This is a genomic window from Streptomyces sp. NPDC058231 (genome assembly GCF_042882275.1).
Lineage (GTDB): Bacteria > Actinomycetota > Actinomycetes > Streptomycetales > Streptomycetaceae > Streptomyces.
On the sequence record NZ_JBHVWN010000076.1, the window covers coordinates 1 to 17,474 of the forward strand.

Genomic DNA, 17,474 nt, shown 5'->3' on the forward strand with positions numbered 1-17,474 from the left:
TGTCCGATTCCCGGTCGAAGCGGCCCCCTGCGGAGCAGGAGAATTTTTACTGCGCCTTCCAGCTCCTCGCTTTCGCGATTCCCTTTCCGGCGAGTTCCAATTTACCAGACTCTTATTCGTTCCGTTTCCGGTCCGAATTTGATTCCGGTGACCTTTGGATTGGCCTTTGCCTTTCGGCGCACCCGACTTTATCAGAAGTACTGAGTCGGATTCTCCGCCCTCCTCGGGGAGGCCTCTGCGCACGAGTGCGCGGGTTGCTTCCCGATCTGGCGGAGCCGTAAACGTACTGGAGCGGGGCTCCCGATGCAAATCGAGGGCCCCGCTCCGGAGTTCACGCGTGTCGGGGTCAGACCTCGACGACCACGGGAAGGATCATCGGGCGCCGACGATAGGTGTCGGAGACCCACTTGCCCACCGTGCGGCGGACCAGCTGCTGGAGCTGGTGGGGCTCCATCACGCCGTCCTGGGCGGACTTGTTGAGCGCTTCCTCGATCTTCGGCACGACGGCGCTGAACGCCGCGTCATCGATCCCGGAGCCCCGGGCCTGGATGTGGGGGCCGCCCGTGATCTTGCCGGACGAGCTGTCGACCACGATGAAGACCGAGATGATGCCCTCGTCGCCGAGGATGCGGCGGTCCTTGAGGGATGTCTCGGTGACGTCTCCGACCGAGAGGCCGTCGACGTACACGTAACCCGCCTGGACCTTGCCGACGATCTTGGCCCTGCCGTCGACGAGGTCGACGACGACGCCGTCCTCGGCGATGACGATGTGGTCCTTGGGAACACCGGTGAGGGCGCCCAGTTCGGCGTTGGCCCTGAGGTGGCGCCATTCGCCGTGGACCGGCATCAGGTTCTTCGGCTTGCAGATGTTGTAGAAGTACAGCAGCTCGCCGGCCGAGGCGTGGCCCGAGACATGGACCTTGGCGTTGCCCTTGTGGACGACGTTGGCGCCCCAGCGGGTCAGGCCGTTGATCACGCGGTAGACCGCGTTCTCGTTGCCCGGGATCAGCGACGAGGCCAGGATCACCGTGTCGCCCTGGACGATCCGGATCTGGTGGTCGCGGTTGGCCATGCGCGACAGCGCGGCCATCGGCTCGCCCTGCGAGCCGGTGCAGACCAGCACGACCTCGTCGTCCGGCAGGTCGTCGAGGGTCTTGACGTCCACGACCAGGCCCGCGGGGACCTTCAGATAGCCGAGATCACGGGCGATGCCCATGTTGCGGACCATCGAACGGCCGACGAAGGCGACCCGACGGCCGTACTCGTGCGCCGCGTCGAGGATCTGCTGGATGCGGTGCACGTGGCTGGCGAAGCTCGCCACGATGATGCGCTTCTGGGCGTTGGCGAAGACCGTGCGCAGGACGTTGGAGATGTCCCGCTCGGGCGGCACGAAGCCGGGGACCTCTGCGTTCGTCGAGTCGGAGAGGAGAAGGTCGATGCCCTCTTCGCTCAGCCGGGCGAAGGCGTGCAGGTCGGTGAGCCGGCCGTCCAGCGGGAGCTGGTCCATCTTGAAGTCACCGGTCGCGACGGCCATACCCGCAGGTGTGCGGATGGCGACCGCGAGGGCGTCCGGGATGGAGTGGTTGACCGCGATGAACTCGCAGTCGAAGACGCCGATGCGCTCGCGCTGTCCCTCCGCGACCTCAAGGGTGTACGGACGGATGCGGTGCTCCTGGAGCTTCGCCTCGATCAGCGCGAGGGTCAGCTTCGAACCGATCAGCGGGATGTCCGGCTTCAGGCGCAGCAGATACGGGACACCACCGATGTGGTCCTCGTGGCCGTGCGTGAGGACGACGCCCTCGACGTCGTCGAGACGGTCCCGGATCGTGGTGAAGTCCGGCAGGATCAAATCGATTCCGGGCTGCTCCTCCTCGGGGAAGAGCACTCCGCAGTCGACGATGAGCAGGCGGCCGCCGTACTCGAAAACCGTCATGTTGCGGCCGATTTCGCCGAGGCCGCCGAGCGGGGTGACGCGGAGGCCGCCCTTCGGGAGCTTCGGCGGGGTGCCGAGTTCGGGATGCGGATGACTCAAAAGACTCTCCTTACCACGCGCGCCACGTACCGCTGAGGCACGTGGCGCGCATGTCATTCGTGCACTTGCTGTTGTCAGTGATGTCGCTCTTGCGAGTGTTCTTCGCGTATTCAGTTGTGAAGTCTGTGCCTACAGCTGTACCCCACCGGCGGCGAGATCGATCTTGAGTTGCGCCGTTTCCTGCGGGGTGAGTTCCACCAGAGGGAGGCGCAGCGGGCCCGCGGGCAGGCCCTGGAGGGCCAGCGCGGCCTTGGTCGTGATCACGCCCTGGGTACGGAACATTCCGGTGAAGACCGGCAGGAGCTTCTGATGGATCTCCGTGGCCTTCTGGACGTCGCCACCGAGGTATGCCTCGATGAGGGCGCGCAGATCCGGGGTGACGACGTGGCCCACCACGGAGACGAAGCCGACCGCACCCACCGAGAGCAGCGGCAGGTTCAGCATGTCGTCGCCGGAGTACCAGGCGAGGCCCGACCGGGTGATGGCCCAGCTGGCACGGCCGAGGTCGCCCTTGGCGTCCTTGTTGGCGACGATGCGCGGGTGCTCGGCGAGCCGGACCAGCGTCTCTGTGTCGATCGGCACACCGCTGCGGCCGGGAATGTCGTAGAGCATCACCGGCAGGCCGGTGGCGTCGGCGACGGCCGTGAAGTGACGGAAGATGCCTTCCTGCGGCGGCTTGTTGTAGTACGGCGTGACCGCCAGGAGGCCATGGGCGCCGGAGCGCTCGGCCGTCCGGGCGAGCTCGATGCTGTGGCGGGTGTCGTTGGTGCCGATGCCGGCGACGACATGGGCCCGGTCACCCACTGCTTCCAGCACAGCCCGTACGAGCTGGTCTTTCTCCGCGTCGCTGGTGGTCGGGGACTCGCCGGTGGTGCCGTTGACGATCAGGCCGTCGTTGCCTGCGTCCACCAGATGGGCGGCGAGCCGCTGGGCGCCGTCGACGTCGAGTGCGCCGTCCGCCGTGAAGGGCGTGACCATAGCGGTGAGGACCCGCCCGAAGGGGGTCTGCGGAGTGGAGATCGGAGCCATGGGTAACACGCTACTCGCTGCTCAGCGCCCGGTGGTCCTTCGGGGGGACAAGGGATAGGAGCCCGGCACTGCCTGCTCGGGGGTTCAAGCAGTGCCGGGTCCGTTTGATCAGCCTAGATGAACTTCGCGAAACGCCGCAATACGGACACCGCTTACGGGGCTACGCGTCCGTTTTTGTTGAAGGCTGCATGGGTGAGCGGCATGAGCTGCGCCCAGTGCTCCTCCATCTGTTCACCGACCATTTCGATCTCCCGCTGCGGGAAGGACGGCACCTTGGCCAGCTCGTGCTGGGTGCGCAGGCCGAGGAAGTGCATCAGCGAGCGGGCGTTGCACGTGGCGTACATCGACGAGAACAGTCCGACCGGGAGTACGGCCCGGGCGACCTCGCGGGCGACTCCGGCGGCGAGCATCTCCTGGTAGGCCTCGTACGCCTGGCGGTACGAGTCCTCCATGACGCGGCCCGTGAGCTCCTGCTGGGCCTGGGTGCCCTCGACGAATTCGTACTTGCCGGGGCGGCCCTGCTGGACCAGCTTGCGGCTCTCACCGGGGACGTAGAAGACCGGCTCCAGCTCCCTGTAGCGGCCCGATTCCTCGTTGTACGACCAGCCGACCCGGTGGCGCATGAACTCGCGGAACACGAAGATCGGGGCGCTGATGAAGAACGTCATCGAGTTGTGCTCGAACGGGGAACCGTGACGGTCGCGCATCAGGAAATTGATGAGTCCCTTCGAGCGCTCCGGGTCCTTGGTGACCTCTTCCAGGGACTGCTCGCCGGCCGTGGAGACACGGGCGGCGAACAGGACGTCGGAGTCGGCTGCGGAGTGTTTCACCAGCTCGACGGTGACATCGCTGCGGAAGCTGGGCTTTGCGGGCTCGGGGGTCTCGGTCACCGGCGGGGTCCTTCCAATTGCGTCGCTCGGGCGGCGCCCACTCTACGGGCCACCACCGACAACGTGGCGCGCAAGGCCCCTCCCGGGATTTCTTCGGCCAATTCGGCCATTCATGGCACCGAACGGGCTCGCCGGACGTCTGACTTGTCAGCAGCACCCGTTACAGCGTTCCAAGGAGTCCTCCCTCATGTTCCGCCGGCGTGAAGCCGTCCCGTTCTCGTTCGTGGCCGAGGCCGCGCGATTCCGCAGCAACGTCACCCCGCCGCCCCGGGAGCGCGCCACCGTCTCCCAGCTCGCGGCCCGCACCCTCGTGGGACTGACCGTCGTCGCCGGTCTCGCAGGATCGTTGCTCTTCGGTCTTCCCGCCCTCACTCCGGAGCAGACGCCCTCGCACGGTCAGCAGACCGAGGCCGCCCACAGACCTTGACGCGCACGGAGCCCGACGCGCACGGAGCCTGACTCGTACAGACCCCCTGGGGTGGTAGGGACGGTGACGTGCTCGATAGCCTCACCGGGCACAGCAATCGAGCGTGCTTGTGAGTGAGGATCAGTCGTGCCCCTGCCCTTTCTGACGGCCGACCGCGCGTTTGACGCGAGCGTTGAGGACACCGCGCTGCCGTTCGACGACCATGACAGCTGGCGGCGCCCCTACCGCCCCGGGCCGTGGCGGGTCGGGGCGGCGGCCACCTTGTTGTTGCTTGCCTCGTTCGTGCTGCTCGCGGCCATGATCATCGCCGTCGCGGGGGCACTGTCCGGGGCGGCCGGGTGTCTCGGCCTCGCCCTCGTGGTGATCGTCTGCGCCCTACGGCTGCTGCGGGTCGGTGTCTGGGTGAGCCGGCACGGCGTGCGGCGGGTGGGCTTCTTCAGGACGACGACCGTGCCGTGGAACCAGGCCGCCGGGGTCCGTACGGTGCAGCAGCCGGTGAAGTGGCTCGGGTTCCCCCGCACCGTGCAGGGACAGGCCCTGATACTCGTACGCCGACGTGGCGAGGCGCTTCCGCCGCTGATCACCGACAGCAACGCGGACTTCCTCGGCCGCGGCGAGGCCTTCGACCGGGCTGCCGACACCATCGAGGCGTGGGGGGACGAGTACCGGCAGAGCTGACGCGTACCGGCGCAGCCAACGCCTGAGCCCGTGCGGCGAACCGTTCCTTCCCGGTTCGCCGCACGGGCTCAGTTCTGTCGTCAGTCGCCCGTGCCCGGCGTGCCCGGCGCTGCGGACGGGCCGGCCGCGCCCGCCGGGGCGGCATTCATGTGCAGGGCGATGGCGCGCTGCATGGCCTTGCGGGCGCGCGGGGTGTCCCGGGCGTCCTGGTAGGCGACAGCGAGCCGGAACCAGCAGCGCCAGTCGCCCGGGGAGTCCTCGGTCTCCTCGCGACGCCGTGCGAACACCGCGTCGGCGGAGTCACGGTCGATACGGCCGCCCGGGGTACGGATCAGCTCGTCGACCGGCAGACCGCCCTCGGTGTCGAGCTCCGCGGCGAGGGCGTTGGCCCTGCGGACGAACTGCGTGTTCTTCCAGAGGAACCAGATACCGATCACCGGAAGGATCAGCACCGCGACCCCGAAAGTGATCGTGAGCAGTGTCCCGTGCTCGATGAGCAGCACGCCGCGGCTGCCGACCAGGACGAAGTAGAAGACCAGGACGGCGGCGGTGACGAGATAAGAGATCTTTGCGCGCATGGCGATGGGCTCAGTCAGTTCAGGTCGAGGAAGTGTTCCAGGCCGAAGGTGAGGCCCGGAGTGGTCACCACACGCCGTGCACCGAGCAGGATGCCCGGCATGAAGCTGCTGTGGTGCAGGGAGTCGTGGCGGATGGTGAGGGTCTCGCCCTCACCACCGAGCAGCACCTCCTGGTGGGCCAGGAGGCCGCGGAGCCGGATCGCGTGGACCGGGACCCCGTCGACGTCCGCGCCGCGGGCACCGGCGAGCGCGGTGGCCGTGGCGTCCGGCTGCGGGGCGCAGCCGGCCTTCTTCCGCGCTTCCGCGATCAGCTGCGCGGTGCGGGTGGCGGTACCGGAAGGGGCGTCGGCCTTGTCGGGGTGGTGCAGTTCGACGACCTCGACGGACTCGAAGTAGCGGGCGGCCTGCGCCGCGAACTTCATGGTGAGTACGGCGCCGATGGAGAAGTTCGGTGCGATGAGCACCCCGGTCCGCGGGGAATCGGAGAGCCAGGTGGTGAGCTGCGCGAGCCGTTCGTCGGTCCAGCCGGTGGTGCCGACGACCGCGTGCATGCCGTGCCGGATGCAGAAGTCGAGGTTCCCCATCACCGAATCGGGCGTGGTGAGTTCGACCACGACCTGGGCGCCGGCTTCCGCGACCGTCTCCAGTTCGTCGCCGCGGCCGAGTGCGGCCACCAGTTCCATGTCGTCGGCGGCCTCGACGGCTCGTACGGCTTCGGATCCGATCCGGCCCTTGGCGCCGAGAACGGCCACGCGCAGCTTGCTCATTGCTCTGCTTCCTTACGGGTGGAGTTAGGAGACCGCTTCGTCGAGGCGGCCGACCTGCTTGTCCTTGAGCGGGCCGATGACGGAGAGCGACGGGCGCTGTCCGAGGACCTCGGCCGCCACCGCGCGGACGTCGTCGGGAGTGACCTGCGCCATCCGGGCCAGCATGTCGTCGACCGACATCTGCTCGCCCCAGCACAGCTCGCTCTTGCCGATGCGGTTCATCAGGGCGCCGGTGTCCTCGAGGCCGAGGACGGTGGAGCCGGAGAGCTGTCCGACGGCGCGGCCGATCTCCTCGTCGGTCAGTCCGTCGGACGCCACCCGGTCGAGTTCGTCGCGACAGATCTTCAGGACGTCGTGGACCTGGCTGGGCCGGCAGCCCGCGTACACGCCGAAGAGTCCGCAGTCGGCGAAGCCCGAGGTGTACGAGTACACGCTGTAGGCCAGTCCGCGCTTCTCCCGCACCTCCTGGAAGAGGCGGGAGCTCATGCCTCCGCCGAGGGCGGTGTTGAGTACGCCCAGTGCCCAGCGGCGCTCGTCGGTGCGGGCCAGCCCCGGCATGCCGAGGACGACGTGGGCCTGCTCGGTCTTGCGGCTCTGCACCTCGACCCTGCCGGCGGTCCGCAGGGTGCGTGATCCCTCACGCGGTGCGACGGGCGCGGCGTCGGTACGGGACAGGGCGCCCGCGCGCTCGAAGGCCTTGCGGACCTGGCGTACGACCGTGGCGTGGTCGACGTTGCCGGCGGCGGCGACGACCAGGTGGGTCGGGTCGTAGTGCTTCTTGTAGAAGCGGGCGATCTGGCCACGGTTGAGCGCGTTGATCGTGTCGACGGTGCCGAGGACCGGCCGCCCGAGCGGGGTGTCGCCGAGCATCGTGTGCGCGAACAGGTCGTGCACGCAGTCGCCGGGGTCGTCCTCGGTCATCGCGATCTCTTCGAGGATGACACCGCGCTCGGCGTCGACGTCCTCGGAGGCGATCAGCGAGCCGGTCAGCATGTCGCAGACGACATCGATGGCCAGCGGCAGGTCGGTGTCGAGGACCCGCGCGTAGTAGCAGGTGTACTCCTTCGCCGTGAAGGCGTTCATCTCGCCGCCGACCGCGTCGATCGCGGACGAGATGTCGAGGGCACTGCGCCGGTCGGTGCCCTTGAAGAGGAGGTGCTCGAGGTAGTGCGTCGCGCCGTTCAGAGTGGGGGTCTCGTCGCGTGATCCGACGTTGGCCCAGATGCCGAAGGTGGCGGAGCGTACGGAGGGCAGGGTCTCGGTGACGATCCGCAGACCGCCGGGGAGAACCGTACGGCGGACGGTGCCGACGCCGTTGCTGCCCTTGAGAAGCGTTTGGGTACGGGCGACGGCCCGCGCCTCGGAGGAGGCGCGGGCCGTCGTCACGGAACTACGGGACGTCACTTGGCGGCGTCGTCCTTCTTCTCGTCCTCTTCGCCCTCGATCACGGGGATGAGGGAGAGCTTGCCGCGGGAGTCGATCTCGGCGATCTCGACCTGGACCTTGGATCCGACCGCGAGCACGTCCTCGACGTTCTCCACACGCTTGCCACCGGCGAGCTTGCGGATCTGCGAGATGTGCAGCAGGCCGTCCTTGCCCGGCATGAGGGAGACGAACGCACCGAAGGTGGTGGTCTTGACGACCGTACCCAGGTAGCGCTCGCCGACCTCCGGCATGGTCGGGTTGGCGATCGCGTTGATCGTGGCGCGGGCGGCCTCGGCCTGCGAGCCCTGCTGGGCACCGATGTAGATGGTGCCGTCGTCCTCGATCGTGATGTCGGCGCCGGTGTCCTCCTGGATCTGGTTGATCATCTTGCCCTTGGGGCCGATGACCTCACCGATCTTGTCCACCGGGATCTTGACGGTGATGATCCGCGGGGCGTTCGGGGACATCTCGTCCGGGACGTCGATGGCCTCGTTCATCACATCGAGGATGTGGAGGCGGGCGTCGCGGGCCTGCTTCAGCGCGGCGGCCAGGACCGAGGCGGGGATGCCGTCGAGCTTGGTGTCGAGCTGCAGCGCGGTGACGAACTGCTTGGTACCGGCGACCTTGAAGTCCATGTCGCCGAACGCGTCCTCGGCACCGAGGATGTCGGTGAGGGCGACGTAGTGGGTCTTGCCGTCGATCTCCTGGGAGATCAGACCCATGGCGATACCGGCGACGGCGGCCTTGAGCGGCACACCGGCGTTCAGCAGCGACATGGTGGAGGCGCAGACCGAACCCATGGACGTCGAGCCGTTGGAGCCCAGCGCCTCGGAGACCTGGCGGATCGCGTAGGGGAACTCCTCGCGCGACGGCAGCACCGGCACGATGGCGCGCTCGGCGAGCGCACCGTGACCGATCTCGCGGCGCTTGGGCGAGCCCACGCGGCCGGTCTCACCGACGGAGTACGGCGGGAAGTTGTAGTTGTGCATGTAGCGCTTGCGGGTCACCGGGGAGAGGGTGTCCAGCTGCTGCTCCATCCGGAGCATGTTCAGGGTGGTGACACCCAGGATCTGGGTCTCGCCACGCTCGAACAGCGCCGAGCCGTGCACGCGCGGGATGGCCTCGACCTCGGCGGCGAGCGTACGGATGTCCGTGACGCCACGGCCGTCGATGCGGACCTTGTCCTTGATGACGCGCTCGCGGACCAGCTTCTTGGTCAGCGCGCGGTAGGCACCGGAGATCTCCTTCTCGCGGCCCTCGAACTGCGGGAGCAGCTTCTCGCCGGCGATCTCCTTGATGCGGTCCAGCTCGGCCTCGCGCTCCTGCTTGCCGGCGATGGTGAGCGCCTTGGCGAGCTCGGTGCTGACCGCGGCGGTGAGCGCCTCCAGGACGTCGTCCTGGTAGTCGAGGAAGACCGGGAAGTCGCCGGTGGGCTTGGCAGCCTTGGCGGCGAGCTCCGACTGAGCCTTGCAGAGGGCCTTGATGAACGGCTTGGCGGCCTCGAGACCGGCGGCGACGACCTCTTCGGTCGGGGCCTCGGCGCCGTCCTTGACGAGCTGGATGGTCTTCTCGGTGGCCTCGGCCTCGACCATCATGATCGCGACGTCGCCGTCCTCGAGGACGCGACCGGCGACGACCATGTCGAAGACGGCGTCCTCGAGCTCGGTGTGCGTCGGGAACGCGACCCACTGGCCCTTGATCAGGGCGACACGGGTGCCACCGATCGGGCCGGAGAAGGGCAGGCCGGCCAGCTGCGTGGAGCAGGAGGCGGCGTTGATCGCGACCACGTCGTACAGGTGGTCGGGGTTGAGCGCCATGATCGTCTCGACGATCTGGATCTCGTTGCGCAGGCCCTTCTTGAAGGAGGGGCGCAGCGGCCGGTCGATCAGGCGGCAGGTGAGGATCGCGTCCTCGGAGGGGCGGCCCTCGCGGCGGAAGAAGGAGCCGGGGATCTTGCCGGCGGCGTACTGCCGCTCCTCGACGTCCACCGTGAGGGGGAAGAAGTCGAGCTGGTCCTTGGGCTTCTTCGAAGCGGTGGTGGCCGACAGCACCATGGTGTCGTCGTCCAGGTACGCGACGGCGGAGCCGGCGGCCTGCTTGGCCAGGCGGCCCGTCTCGAAGCGGATGGTGCGGGTGCCGAAGGTTCCGTTGTCGATAACGGCCTCGGCGTAGTGGGTCTCGTTCTCCACTAGCGTTTTCTCCGATACATATCGTCTTCTCGCCCCCTCGCCCGTGTGGCGGGGAACGGTGCGGAGAAGCCCTCCATCGGCGGGCCGGTCTTCGATCGAAGCACCCGGTTTGCTCTGTCCGGGGGCCACTACCGAGGACCGGCGGCGGGGAGGCTGCTCACCGCTCGTCTGTGGGACGTTCTGGGACCAGATTACTGAGGTTCGGCTCAGCTTGGCATTCCGGTCGTCCGGGCGAGCCGGACACGTCCTGTACGTACAGCAAAGGGAGCGGTTCCCTCAGTCGTGGGAACCGCTCCCTTCACGGCAACTTACTTGGCGCCGCCGGCCGCGCCGCGGCGGATGCCGAGGCGGTCGACCAGGGCACGGAAGCGCTGGATGTCCTTCTTGGCCAGGTACTGCAGGAGGCGGCGACGCTGGCCGACCAGGATCAGCAGACCACGACGGGAGTGGTGGTCGTGCTTGTGCGTCTTGAGGTGCTCCGTCAGGTCCGAGATGCGGCGGGAGAGCATGGCAACCTGGACCTCGGGGGAACCGGTGTCGCCCTCCTTCTGCGCGAACTCGGTCATGATCTGCTTCTTCGTAGCGGCGTCGAGCGGCACGCGGTACTCCTCTTGGTGTTCGATGCGCCCACGAGTGCCCCTGGTCTTGTTCTCAGGGGGTCTTCCGTTACTCGGGGGCGAAGGTCCGATGAGCGCAGCCCTCAGGATGATCCGGGGGCGCGTACACAAACGGCCGTCACACAGCGTACCAGTCCCACGGAGCCGGGTTCCCCGGGGGTGCCGGTGCGGAGTCGGTCGTCCCGGCGGCGCCGCCCCGCTCGCCGGCCGGGTGCGTGCCGGCCCGGGGCGCCGCTTGCGGGGGCGGGCGCCGCCGGGCCCCGTTTCAGCTGGTCATGGACCTGGCCCTGGCAAACATGTCCAGTACGGCCAGGGAGAGAGGGACGAGGGAGAGGAGGACGGCGCTCTCCGTGAGATCGAGGAGACGGCCCCAGAACGGGGAGAGACCCTTGCGCGGGACGATCAGGCCGATCCCGGTGAGCAGGGCGGCGCCCGCGGCCACGGCAGCGGAGAGCCAGATCGTACGGATGTCCAGGGAGCCACGGTCCCCGTAACGGAACAGTTCGTGGACCGGACCGGCCGGCGGGTTCAGGGAGAGGCCCAGTATCAGCAGGGCCACGGCGCCGATGCCCGCCACCAGGACGCAGGCGACCTGCGAGGTGTAGCGGAAAAGACGTGCCCGCAGCAGCATCGCCAGGCCGGCGGCGAGGGCGAGGAACTGTCCCCAGATGTTGTCGGAGAACCCCAGGACGGCCGCGGACCCGACCACGACCCCGGCGCAGCCACCGACCAGGCCCAGCAGCATCTCGTGTCCGCGGCGCGCCTGGGCGGCGATGCGGTCGGCGTCGACGGGGGCGCCGTGGCCGTCGGGGGCGGCGTCCTGGCCGGTGAGGTGGTCGTCGAAGCCGGCGGGGGCGGTGCGCGGCGACGCGTAGCCGACGGGCAGCCGGGCGAAGCGGGCGGAGAGGCCGGGCAGGAAGGCGACGAGGCCGAGGGTGACCGGGGCGCAGACCGCGGCGGCCGCGGTGGCCGAGGACTCGGCGAGGATCGCGACGAAGGTGGCGAGGGTGCCGACGGTGGCGAGGAAGGTCGCGGCGACGAACGGGGCGTCCCCGCTGGGGGAGACGGCGACCAGGACGACCGATGCCACCAGTACGGTGACGCAGCCGAGCAGGAACTGCAGCCGGCCGGGCCCCTGACCGGCGTCCGGCCCGATGACGCCCGAGCCCGCGATGAGTGCGAGGGGCAGGGCGCCGAGGCCGAGGGCGACGGCGGTGGCCCGGTCCGCGTAGACCCGGGCGCGGACCCCCGCACAGGCGGTCAGCAGCAGGGCCGCGCAGCCCGCGACGACGCCCGGCAGGCTGTGCATGTCGTGCCGGAGGGGATCGGCGAACCAGAGGACGAAGCCCATCAGTACGAGCAGCAGCACACCACCCACCAGTCCTGCGCCGCGCAGCAGTTCGTCGCTCCACAGGTGGCGGTCGCGGGTCACGGCCGAGGCGACGGCGTCCGAGACGTCGTCGAAGACGGCGGGCGGCAGCGACTGCGCGAAGGGGCGCAGGCTGAGCAGTTCACCGTCGAGCACCTGGTGGGCGGCGAGGGTGCGCGCGCCGTCGAGAACGGTCCCGTCACGGCGTACGAGGTGATAGCCGGCCGGAGTTCCGACCGGCTGGGTCTGGCCCGTGAGCCGGAGGATCTCCGGGTAGACGTCGGCGACGGCGATGTCCACCGGGAGTGCGACATCGATGCGGCTGTCGGGTGCCACGACGGTGACGCGGCAGAAACCCGTCGCTGCGGTCGTACTCACGTTTGTGGTCCCCCTGATTCGCGGTTGCGCACAGTGCGCGCGCCACCCTACCGGGGCGGCGGAAAGCCATCTGCACGTAGGATCGCCGTCGCGCGGAGGACGTCCGCAAGCACAGCCAGCCACGGGGGGCTCGGTACAGGTCCGACAGGCCTTCCGCCCGTCGGACCGAGGGAACGGTGTACCGGTGAGCCAGATCGTCGTGAAGCGGCCTCCACGGTCCTTGCCGCCGGAACTGCCTGCGGACGAGTTGACGTTGGAGTCTCCTCCCGAACTGCCGCGCGGTCAGCAGGAGGGCATGCTGATGCAGGTCCTGCCGGTGCTCGGCATGGGGTCGTCGGTGGTCTTCTTCTTCACGCCGCAGGCCAATTCGTTCATGCGCGTCATGGGCGTTCTGATGCTCGTCTCGACCGTCGGCATGGTGATCGCGCAGTTGGTCCGCCACCGCCGCGGTACGCAGGGGCAAATGGAAGATGTGCGGCGCGACTATCTCAAATACCTGGCGCAGACGCGGCGTACGGTGCGCCGGACCGCGCGCGCCCAGCGTGACGTGCAGCTGTATCTGCAGCCCGGTCCCGAGCAGTTGTGGTCGGTGGTCGCCGAGGGCAGCCGGGTATGGGAGCGGCGGATCGGGGACAAGGACTTCGGGCAGGTACGGGTCGGGCTCGGAGCACAGCAGCTGTCGACACCGCTGGTCGCTCCGGACACCGCGCCGGTGGAGGAGCTGGAACCGATGTGTGCGGGAGCGATGCAACAGTTCCTCGCCGTGCACGGGGTGCTGGACGGGCTGCCGATGGCCGTGTCGATGCGGGCGTTCTACCACGTGACGGTCTCCGGCCAGCCGGAGGCGGCCCGTTCGGTGGCGCGGGCGATGGTCGGCCAGCTGGTGACGCTGCACTCCCCCGAGGATCTGATGGTCGCCGTGGTGGCGGCGCCGGGTGCGGTGGCGCGCTGGGACTGGACGAAGTGGCTGCCTCATGTGCAGCTGCCGGGGCAGCTCGACGGAGCCGGCACCAAACGGCTGTTCAGCGATGACCTGAGCGAGTTGGAACAGCTCCTGGCGAGCCGGCTCGACGGGCGCCCGCGGTTCGGCCGGGAGAGTCAGCCGCTGCTGGACCAGCCGCACCTGGTGGTGGTCCTGGACGGCGGGATGGTGCCGCCGGAGTCGCTTTTCGCGGCGGCCGAGGGGCTGCAGGGCGTGACGATCGTCGAGCTGGTGCCCGGCGAGCTGGACGAGCCGCGCGGCGGGCTCTCCGCCGTGGTGCGTCCGGGGCTGCTGCGGCTGGAGTCGGGGGCGGGGCTTGCGTACGAGGGTGTGCCGGACGGGATTTCGCTGCCGGCTGCGGAGGCGCTGGCCCGGCAGCTGGCGCCGCTGCGGATGGGCGGGGGCGACGACGACGAACCGCTGCTCGCCAACCTGGACTTCACGGATCTGCTGAACCTGGGCGATGCCGGCGCGGTCGATGTGGCCCGCACCTGGCGGCCGCGGTCGGTCTCCGAGCGGCTGCGGGTGCCGATCGGGGTCGGCGAGGACGGCCGGCCGGTGATGCTGGACCTGAAGGAGGCGGCGCAGGAGGGCATGGGCCCGCACGGGCTGTGTGTCGGGGCGACGGGGTCCGGTAAGTCGGAGCTGCTGCGGACCCTGGTGCTGGGGCTCGCGGTCACGCACTCCTCGGAGACACTCAACTTCGTGCTGGCGGACTTCAAGGGCGGCGCGACGTTCGCCGGGATGTCGCAGATGCCGCACGTGGCGGCGGTCATCACCAACCTGGCGGACGACCTGACGCTGGTGGACCGCATGGGCGACGCCATCCGTGGTGAGCTGCAGCGCCGCCAGGAGCTGCTGCGGTCGGCCGGCAACTACGCCAACATGCACGACTACGAGAAGGCGCGGGCCGCGGGCGCGGCGCTGGAGCCGCTGGCTTCACTGGTCCTGGTCATCGACGAGTTCTCCGAACTGCTCACCGCCAAGCCCGACTTCATCGACATGTTCATCCAGATCGGCCGGATCGGCCGGTCGCTGGGAGTGCATCTGCTGCTCGCCTCGCAGCGCCTGGAGGAGGGCAAGCTGCGCGGTCTGGACACGTATCTGTCGTACCGGATCGGACTGCGGACCTTCTCGGCCGCCGAGTCGCGAACGGCGCTGGGTGTGCCCGACGCGTACCACCTGCCGTCGGTGCCGGGTTCCGGCTATCTGAAGTTCGGTACGGACGAGATGACCCGGTTCAAGGCGGCGTACGTGTCGGGGACGTACCGCACGGGCGGCCCCGATCTCCCGGTGGGGGCGCTGCCGGTCGAGCGGCGGCCCGCGGTGTTCAGCGCGCTGCCGGTGCCGGTGGTGTACGCGGCGCCGGACCCGGCGCATGTGGTCGCCGCCCGGACGAGCGCGGAGGACGACGCGCTCGCCGACACGGTGCTCGACGTGATCGTGCGGCGTCTGGAGGGCCAGGGGGTGCCGGCCCATCAGGTGTGGCTGCCGCCGCTGGACCGGGCGCCGACGCTGGACCAGCTGCTGCCGGGGCTCGCGCCCTCCGCGCAAAGGGGGTTCACCTCGACGGAGTACACGCGTCCGGGCGGGCTGACCGTTCCGCTCGGGCTGATCGACAAGCCGTTCGAGCAGCGGCGCGAGGTGCTGTACCGGGACTTCTCGGGCGCCGCGGGCCACATGATGGTCGTCGGCGGTCCGCAGTCCGGCAAGTCGACGTTGGTGCGGACGCTGATCTCGTCGTTCGCGCTCACCCACACCCCGCACGAAGTGCAGTTCTACGGGCTCGACTTCGGTGGCGGCGGGCTGGTCTCGCTGGCGGAGCTGCCGCATGTCGGCGCGATGGCCTCCCGGCTGGACCCGGAGCGGGTGCGGCGTACGGTCGCGGAGGTCGCCGGGGTGCTGAACCGGCGCGAGGAGTTCTTCCGCGCGCACTCCATCGACTCCATCGCCACCTACCGGCGCAAGCGGGCCCTCGGGGAACTCCCCGGTGAGGCGTGGGGCGACGTCTTCCTTGTCGTCGACGGCTGGGGCGGCTTCCGGACCGAGTACGAAATGCTGGAGCAGGTGGTCACGGACATCGCCGCGCGCGGACTCGGATACGGCATCCACGTCGTCATCACGGCCGCGCGGTACATGGAGGTGCGGGCGGCACTGAAGGACCAGATCCTCGGGCGGCTCGAACTGCGGCTCGGTGACGTCATGGACTCCGAGTTCGACCGCAGGGTCGCGGTGAACGTGCCACAAGGTGTCCCCGGCCGTGGTCAGGTACCGGAGAAGCTGCATTTCATGGGCGCACTGCCGCGTATCGACTCCAGCAGCGGCGCCGCCGATCTCGCCGACGGCACGGCCGCGTTCGTCGAGGTGGTGAGGGCCAACTGGGCGGGTCCGGCGGCCCCGCCGGTACGGCTGCTGCCGCGCAGTCTGCCTGCCGAGCAGTTGCCGAAGGGCTTCGAGTTCCCGCAGCGGGGCATCGCGGTCGGTATCGACGAGACCGACCTGGAGCCGGTGTTCGTCGACTTCGAGACGGATCCGTTCTTCCTGGTCTTCGGCGAGAGCGAATCCGGGAAGACGAACCTGCTGCGGCTGATCGCCAAGCAGATCTCGGAGCGCTACTCCCCCGACGAGGCGAAGCTCGTCGTCGGCGACTACCGGCGGACCCTGCTGGGCGCCCTGCCGGAAAGCCATCTGCTGGAGTACGCGCCGATGGCGAGCTCGATGCAGATGCACATGGAGGCGCTGGCGGGCGTGTTCGAGCGGCGGCAGCCGCCGACCGATGTCACCCCGCAGCAGTTGCGCGACCGCAGCTGGTGGACCGGGCCGCAGATCTTCATCATCGTCGACGACTACGACCTGGTGGCGACGAACGCGGGCAATCCGCTGGCCCCGCTGACGGAGTTTCTGCCGTTCGCACGGGACACGGGTGTCCGGTTCATCATCGCGCGCAACTCGGCTGGGGCGTCGAGGGCGATGTACGAGACATTCATGCAGCGCATCAAGGAGCTGGGCGCACAGGGCGTGGTGCTGTCCGGCGATCCGTCCGAGGGCGATCTGATCGGGTCGGTGCGCGGGCACGCGATGCCGCCTGGGCGCGGGTACTTCGCCTCGCGGCGGCGGGGGAACCCGCTGTTGCAGATCGGGCGGCTGCCCGAGCAGCACTGAGACGAAGGGCCGGCGAAGTGTGACGCGCCCGGCCCCGGCACCACGTCACCGCCCATACGGGCACACACCGTTCCGGGAGAAAAGCATGGGATTCGACGAGAACTGGGGTCTGCTGCGCAAGCAGGCGGCGGAGCGACAGGACACCCGCATGGAGCTGAACGGCACGGGTGAGGGCCCGCTGCCGGGGCTCGGCGGCCAGGACTTCGCAGCCACACCGCCGCAGAAGAAGGCCGCGGCGAACACGATCGAGAACGAGCTGGAGCCGAACACCAAGAAGGCCACCGACTGGGCGGACGAGACGTCCGCCGCAGCGGTCAAGGAGTTCGACGGCTGGGACACCGGGGCCGGTCTCAAGAAGGTGATGGACACCTGGGACAAGCAGGTCAAGGTGCTGATGGGCCGGCTGTCCACGGAGAAGGGCGCGCTGCGCGGCGCGGCCGGCCTCTTCACGGGGCAGGAGGAACTGATCAAGTCACGGTTCACCCCGCTGCTGAAGCCGCAGCCCGGCCCGTACACCTCCGGGCTCGACGGGTTGTAGGGCGTGCGGCCCACCGCCGGGTGGGAGGCGGCTGCGGGACGGCCGGTGCGTCGGGACCGGTTCGGTCGTGAAGCGATTCCGACGAGAGCCGGGCGCGGTCTCGACCGCGCTCCCTGCGCCGGCGCAGCTCGCAGGGAGCGGGAAGCCGGACGGCAGCGACGCCGCGGCCCCGGACGGCAGCATCGGGACCCGGGAATCCGGTGTCCCGGTCAGTCTCAATGGGCCGGCCGCGTATCCCGGGCGCACAGCGGCCGGTAAGCCGGGCCAGCCCGAGCGCGCCGGTCCGGGAGCCCGCGCCACCGTGCGACTTGAGGCGGCAGGGCCGGTGACGCAGCTCTGTCGGTCACGGCGCTGACACGGGCGCTCTGCACGGAGTTGCCCTGACAGCCTGGCCCCGCCCGGCCAGACAGGGA

Annotated in this window: 13 protein-coding genes; 4 read left to right on the top strand and 9 right to left on the bottom strand. The window is 69.3% G+C overall.

Annotation, left to right across the window (positions count from 1 at the left end; genetic code table 11):
- Positions 1-346: 346 nt before the first annotated feature.
- The 3 genes from ACFVXE_RS32625 to thyX all read right to left on the bottom strand — a co-directional run bounded on the left by ACFVXE_RS32625 (position 347) and on the right by thyX (position 3,951).
- The gene (locus tag ACFVXE_RS32625) at positions 347-2,032 is read right to left on the bottom strand and encodes a ribonuclease J (RefSeq protein ID WP_389676662.1); all 1,686 of its coding nucleotides are present in this window, start codon (positions 2,030-2,032) and stop codon (positions 347-349) included.
- Between the two features lie 129 nt (positions 2,033-2,161).
- Positions 2,162-3,061: a 4-hydroxy-tetrahydrodipicolinate synthase gene (dapA, locus tag ACFVXE_RS32630; protein WP_389676663.1), complete on the bottom strand. Its 900-nt coding sequence runs from the start codon at positions 3,059-3,061 to the stop codon at positions 2,162-2,164.
- A gap of 152 nt (positions 3,062-3,213) precedes the next feature.
- On the bottom strand, positions 3,214-3,951 hold the full coding sequence (gene thyX, locus ACFVXE_RS32635) for an FAD-dependent thymidylate synthase (protein ID WP_389676664.1): 738 nt from the start codon (positions 3,949-3,951) through the stop codon (positions 3,214-3,216).
- 187 nt (positions 3,952-4,138) lie between these two features.
- Between thyX and ACFVXE_RS32640 the strand changes: the two genes are divergently transcribed.
- Entirely contained in the window at positions 4,139-4,378 is a 240-nt protein-coding gene (locus tag ACFVXE_RS32640; RefSeq protein ID WP_389676666.1) for a hypothetical protein, read from the top strand.
- 126 nt (positions 4,379-4,504) lie between these two features.
- Positions 4,505-5,056 (top strand): hypothetical protein, encoded by a 552-nt coding sequence (locus tag ACFVXE_RS32645; RefSeq protein ID WP_389676667.1) that lies wholly within the window; start codon positions 4,505-4,507, stop codon positions 5,054-5,056.
- 80 nt (positions 5,057-5,136) lie between these two features.
- Here the strand turns inward: ACFVXE_RS32645 and ACFVXE_RS32650 are convergent, their stop codons facing one another.
- The 6 genes from ACFVXE_RS32650 to eccD form a co-directional block, all read right to left on the bottom strand.
- Positions 5,137-5,634 carry a hypothetical protein gene (locus ACFVXE_RS32650; RefSeq protein WP_389676668.1) on the bottom strand — a complete coding sequence of 166 codons (498 nt, stop codon included), beginning with the start codon at positions 5,632-5,634 and terminating at the stop codon, positions 5,137-5,139.
- Between the two features lie 14 nt (positions 5,635-5,648).
- Positions 5,649-6,401: a 4-hydroxy-tetrahydrodipicolinate reductase gene (dapB, locus tag ACFVXE_RS32655; protein ID WP_389676669.1), complete on the bottom strand. Its 753-nt coding sequence runs from the start codon at positions 6,399-6,401 to the stop codon at positions 5,649-5,651.
- Between the two features lie 24 nt (positions 6,402-6,425).
- The gene (locus ACFVXE_RS32660) at positions 6,426-7,805 is read right to left on the bottom strand and encodes a M16 family metallopeptidase (RefSeq protein ID WP_389676670.1); all 1,380 of its coding nucleotides are present in this window, start codon (positions 7,803-7,805) and stop codon (positions 6,426-6,428) included.
- A complete protein-coding gene (locus ACFVXE_RS32665; RefSeq protein WP_389676671.1) occupies positions 7,802-10,015 on the bottom strand; it encodes a polyribonucleotide nucleotidyltransferase in 2,214 nt (737 codons plus the stop codon). Before ACFVXE_RS32665 ends, ACFVXE_RS32660 begins: the two co-directional genes overlap by 4 nt.
- 308 nt (positions 10,016-10,323) lie before the next feature.
- A complete protein-coding gene (gene rpsO / locus ACFVXE_RS32670; RefSeq protein WP_018551846.1) occupies positions 10,324-10,614 on the bottom strand; it encodes a 30S ribosomal protein S15 in 291 nt (96 codons plus the stop codon).
- Positions 10,615-10,897: 283 nt separating this feature from the next.
- Positions 10,898-12,379, bottom strand: a complete 1,482-nt coding sequence (eccD, locus tag ACFVXE_RS32675) for a type VII secretion integral membrane protein EccD (protein WP_389676672.1) — start codon at positions 12,377-12,379, stop codon at positions 10,898-10,900.
- Between the two features lie 184 nt (positions 12,380-12,563).
- Between eccD and eccCa the strand changes: the two genes are divergently transcribed.
- Together eccCa and ACFVXE_RS32685 are read left to right on the top strand one after the other, a co-directional pair.
- Positions 12,564-16,523, top strand: coding sequence for a type VII secretion protein EccCa (gene eccCa, locus ACFVXE_RS32680; protein ID WP_389676674.1), 3,960 nt, complete (start codon positions 12,564-12,566; stop codon positions 16,521-16,523).
- Positions 16,524-16,608: 85 nt separating this feature from the next.
- A complete protein-coding gene (locus ACFVXE_RS32685) occupies positions 16,609-17,061 on the top strand; it encodes a hypothetical protein (RefSeq protein ID WP_389676675.1) in 453 nt (150 codons plus the stop codon).
- The last annotated feature ends 413 nt before the right edge of the window (positions 17,062-17,474 follow it).

What these genes read in the sequence shown, in the direction of transcription:
- ACFVXE_RS32640 (WP_389676666.1), top strand. Translation starts at nt 4,139, where the DNA reads ATGTTCCGCCGGCGTGAAGCCGTCCCGTTCTCGTTCGTGGCCGAGGCC.
- dapB (WP_389676669.1), bottom strand. Translation starts at nt 6,401, where the DNA reads ATGAGCAAGCTGCGCGTGGCCGTTCTCGGCGCCAAGGGCCGGATCGGA.
- dapA (WP_389676663.1), bottom strand. Translation starts at nt 3,061, where the DNA reads ATGGCTCCGATCTCCACTCCGCAGACCCCCTTCGGGCGGGTCCTCACC.
- ACFVXE_RS32650 (WP_389676668.1), bottom strand. Translation starts at nt 5,634, where the DNA reads ATGCGCGCAAAGATCTCTTATCTCGTCACCGCCGCCGTCCTGGTCTTC.
- ACFVXE_RS32685 (WP_389676675.1), top strand. Translation starts at nt 16,609, where the DNA reads ATGGGATTCGACGAGAACTGGGGTCTGCTGCGCAAGCAGGCGGCGGAG.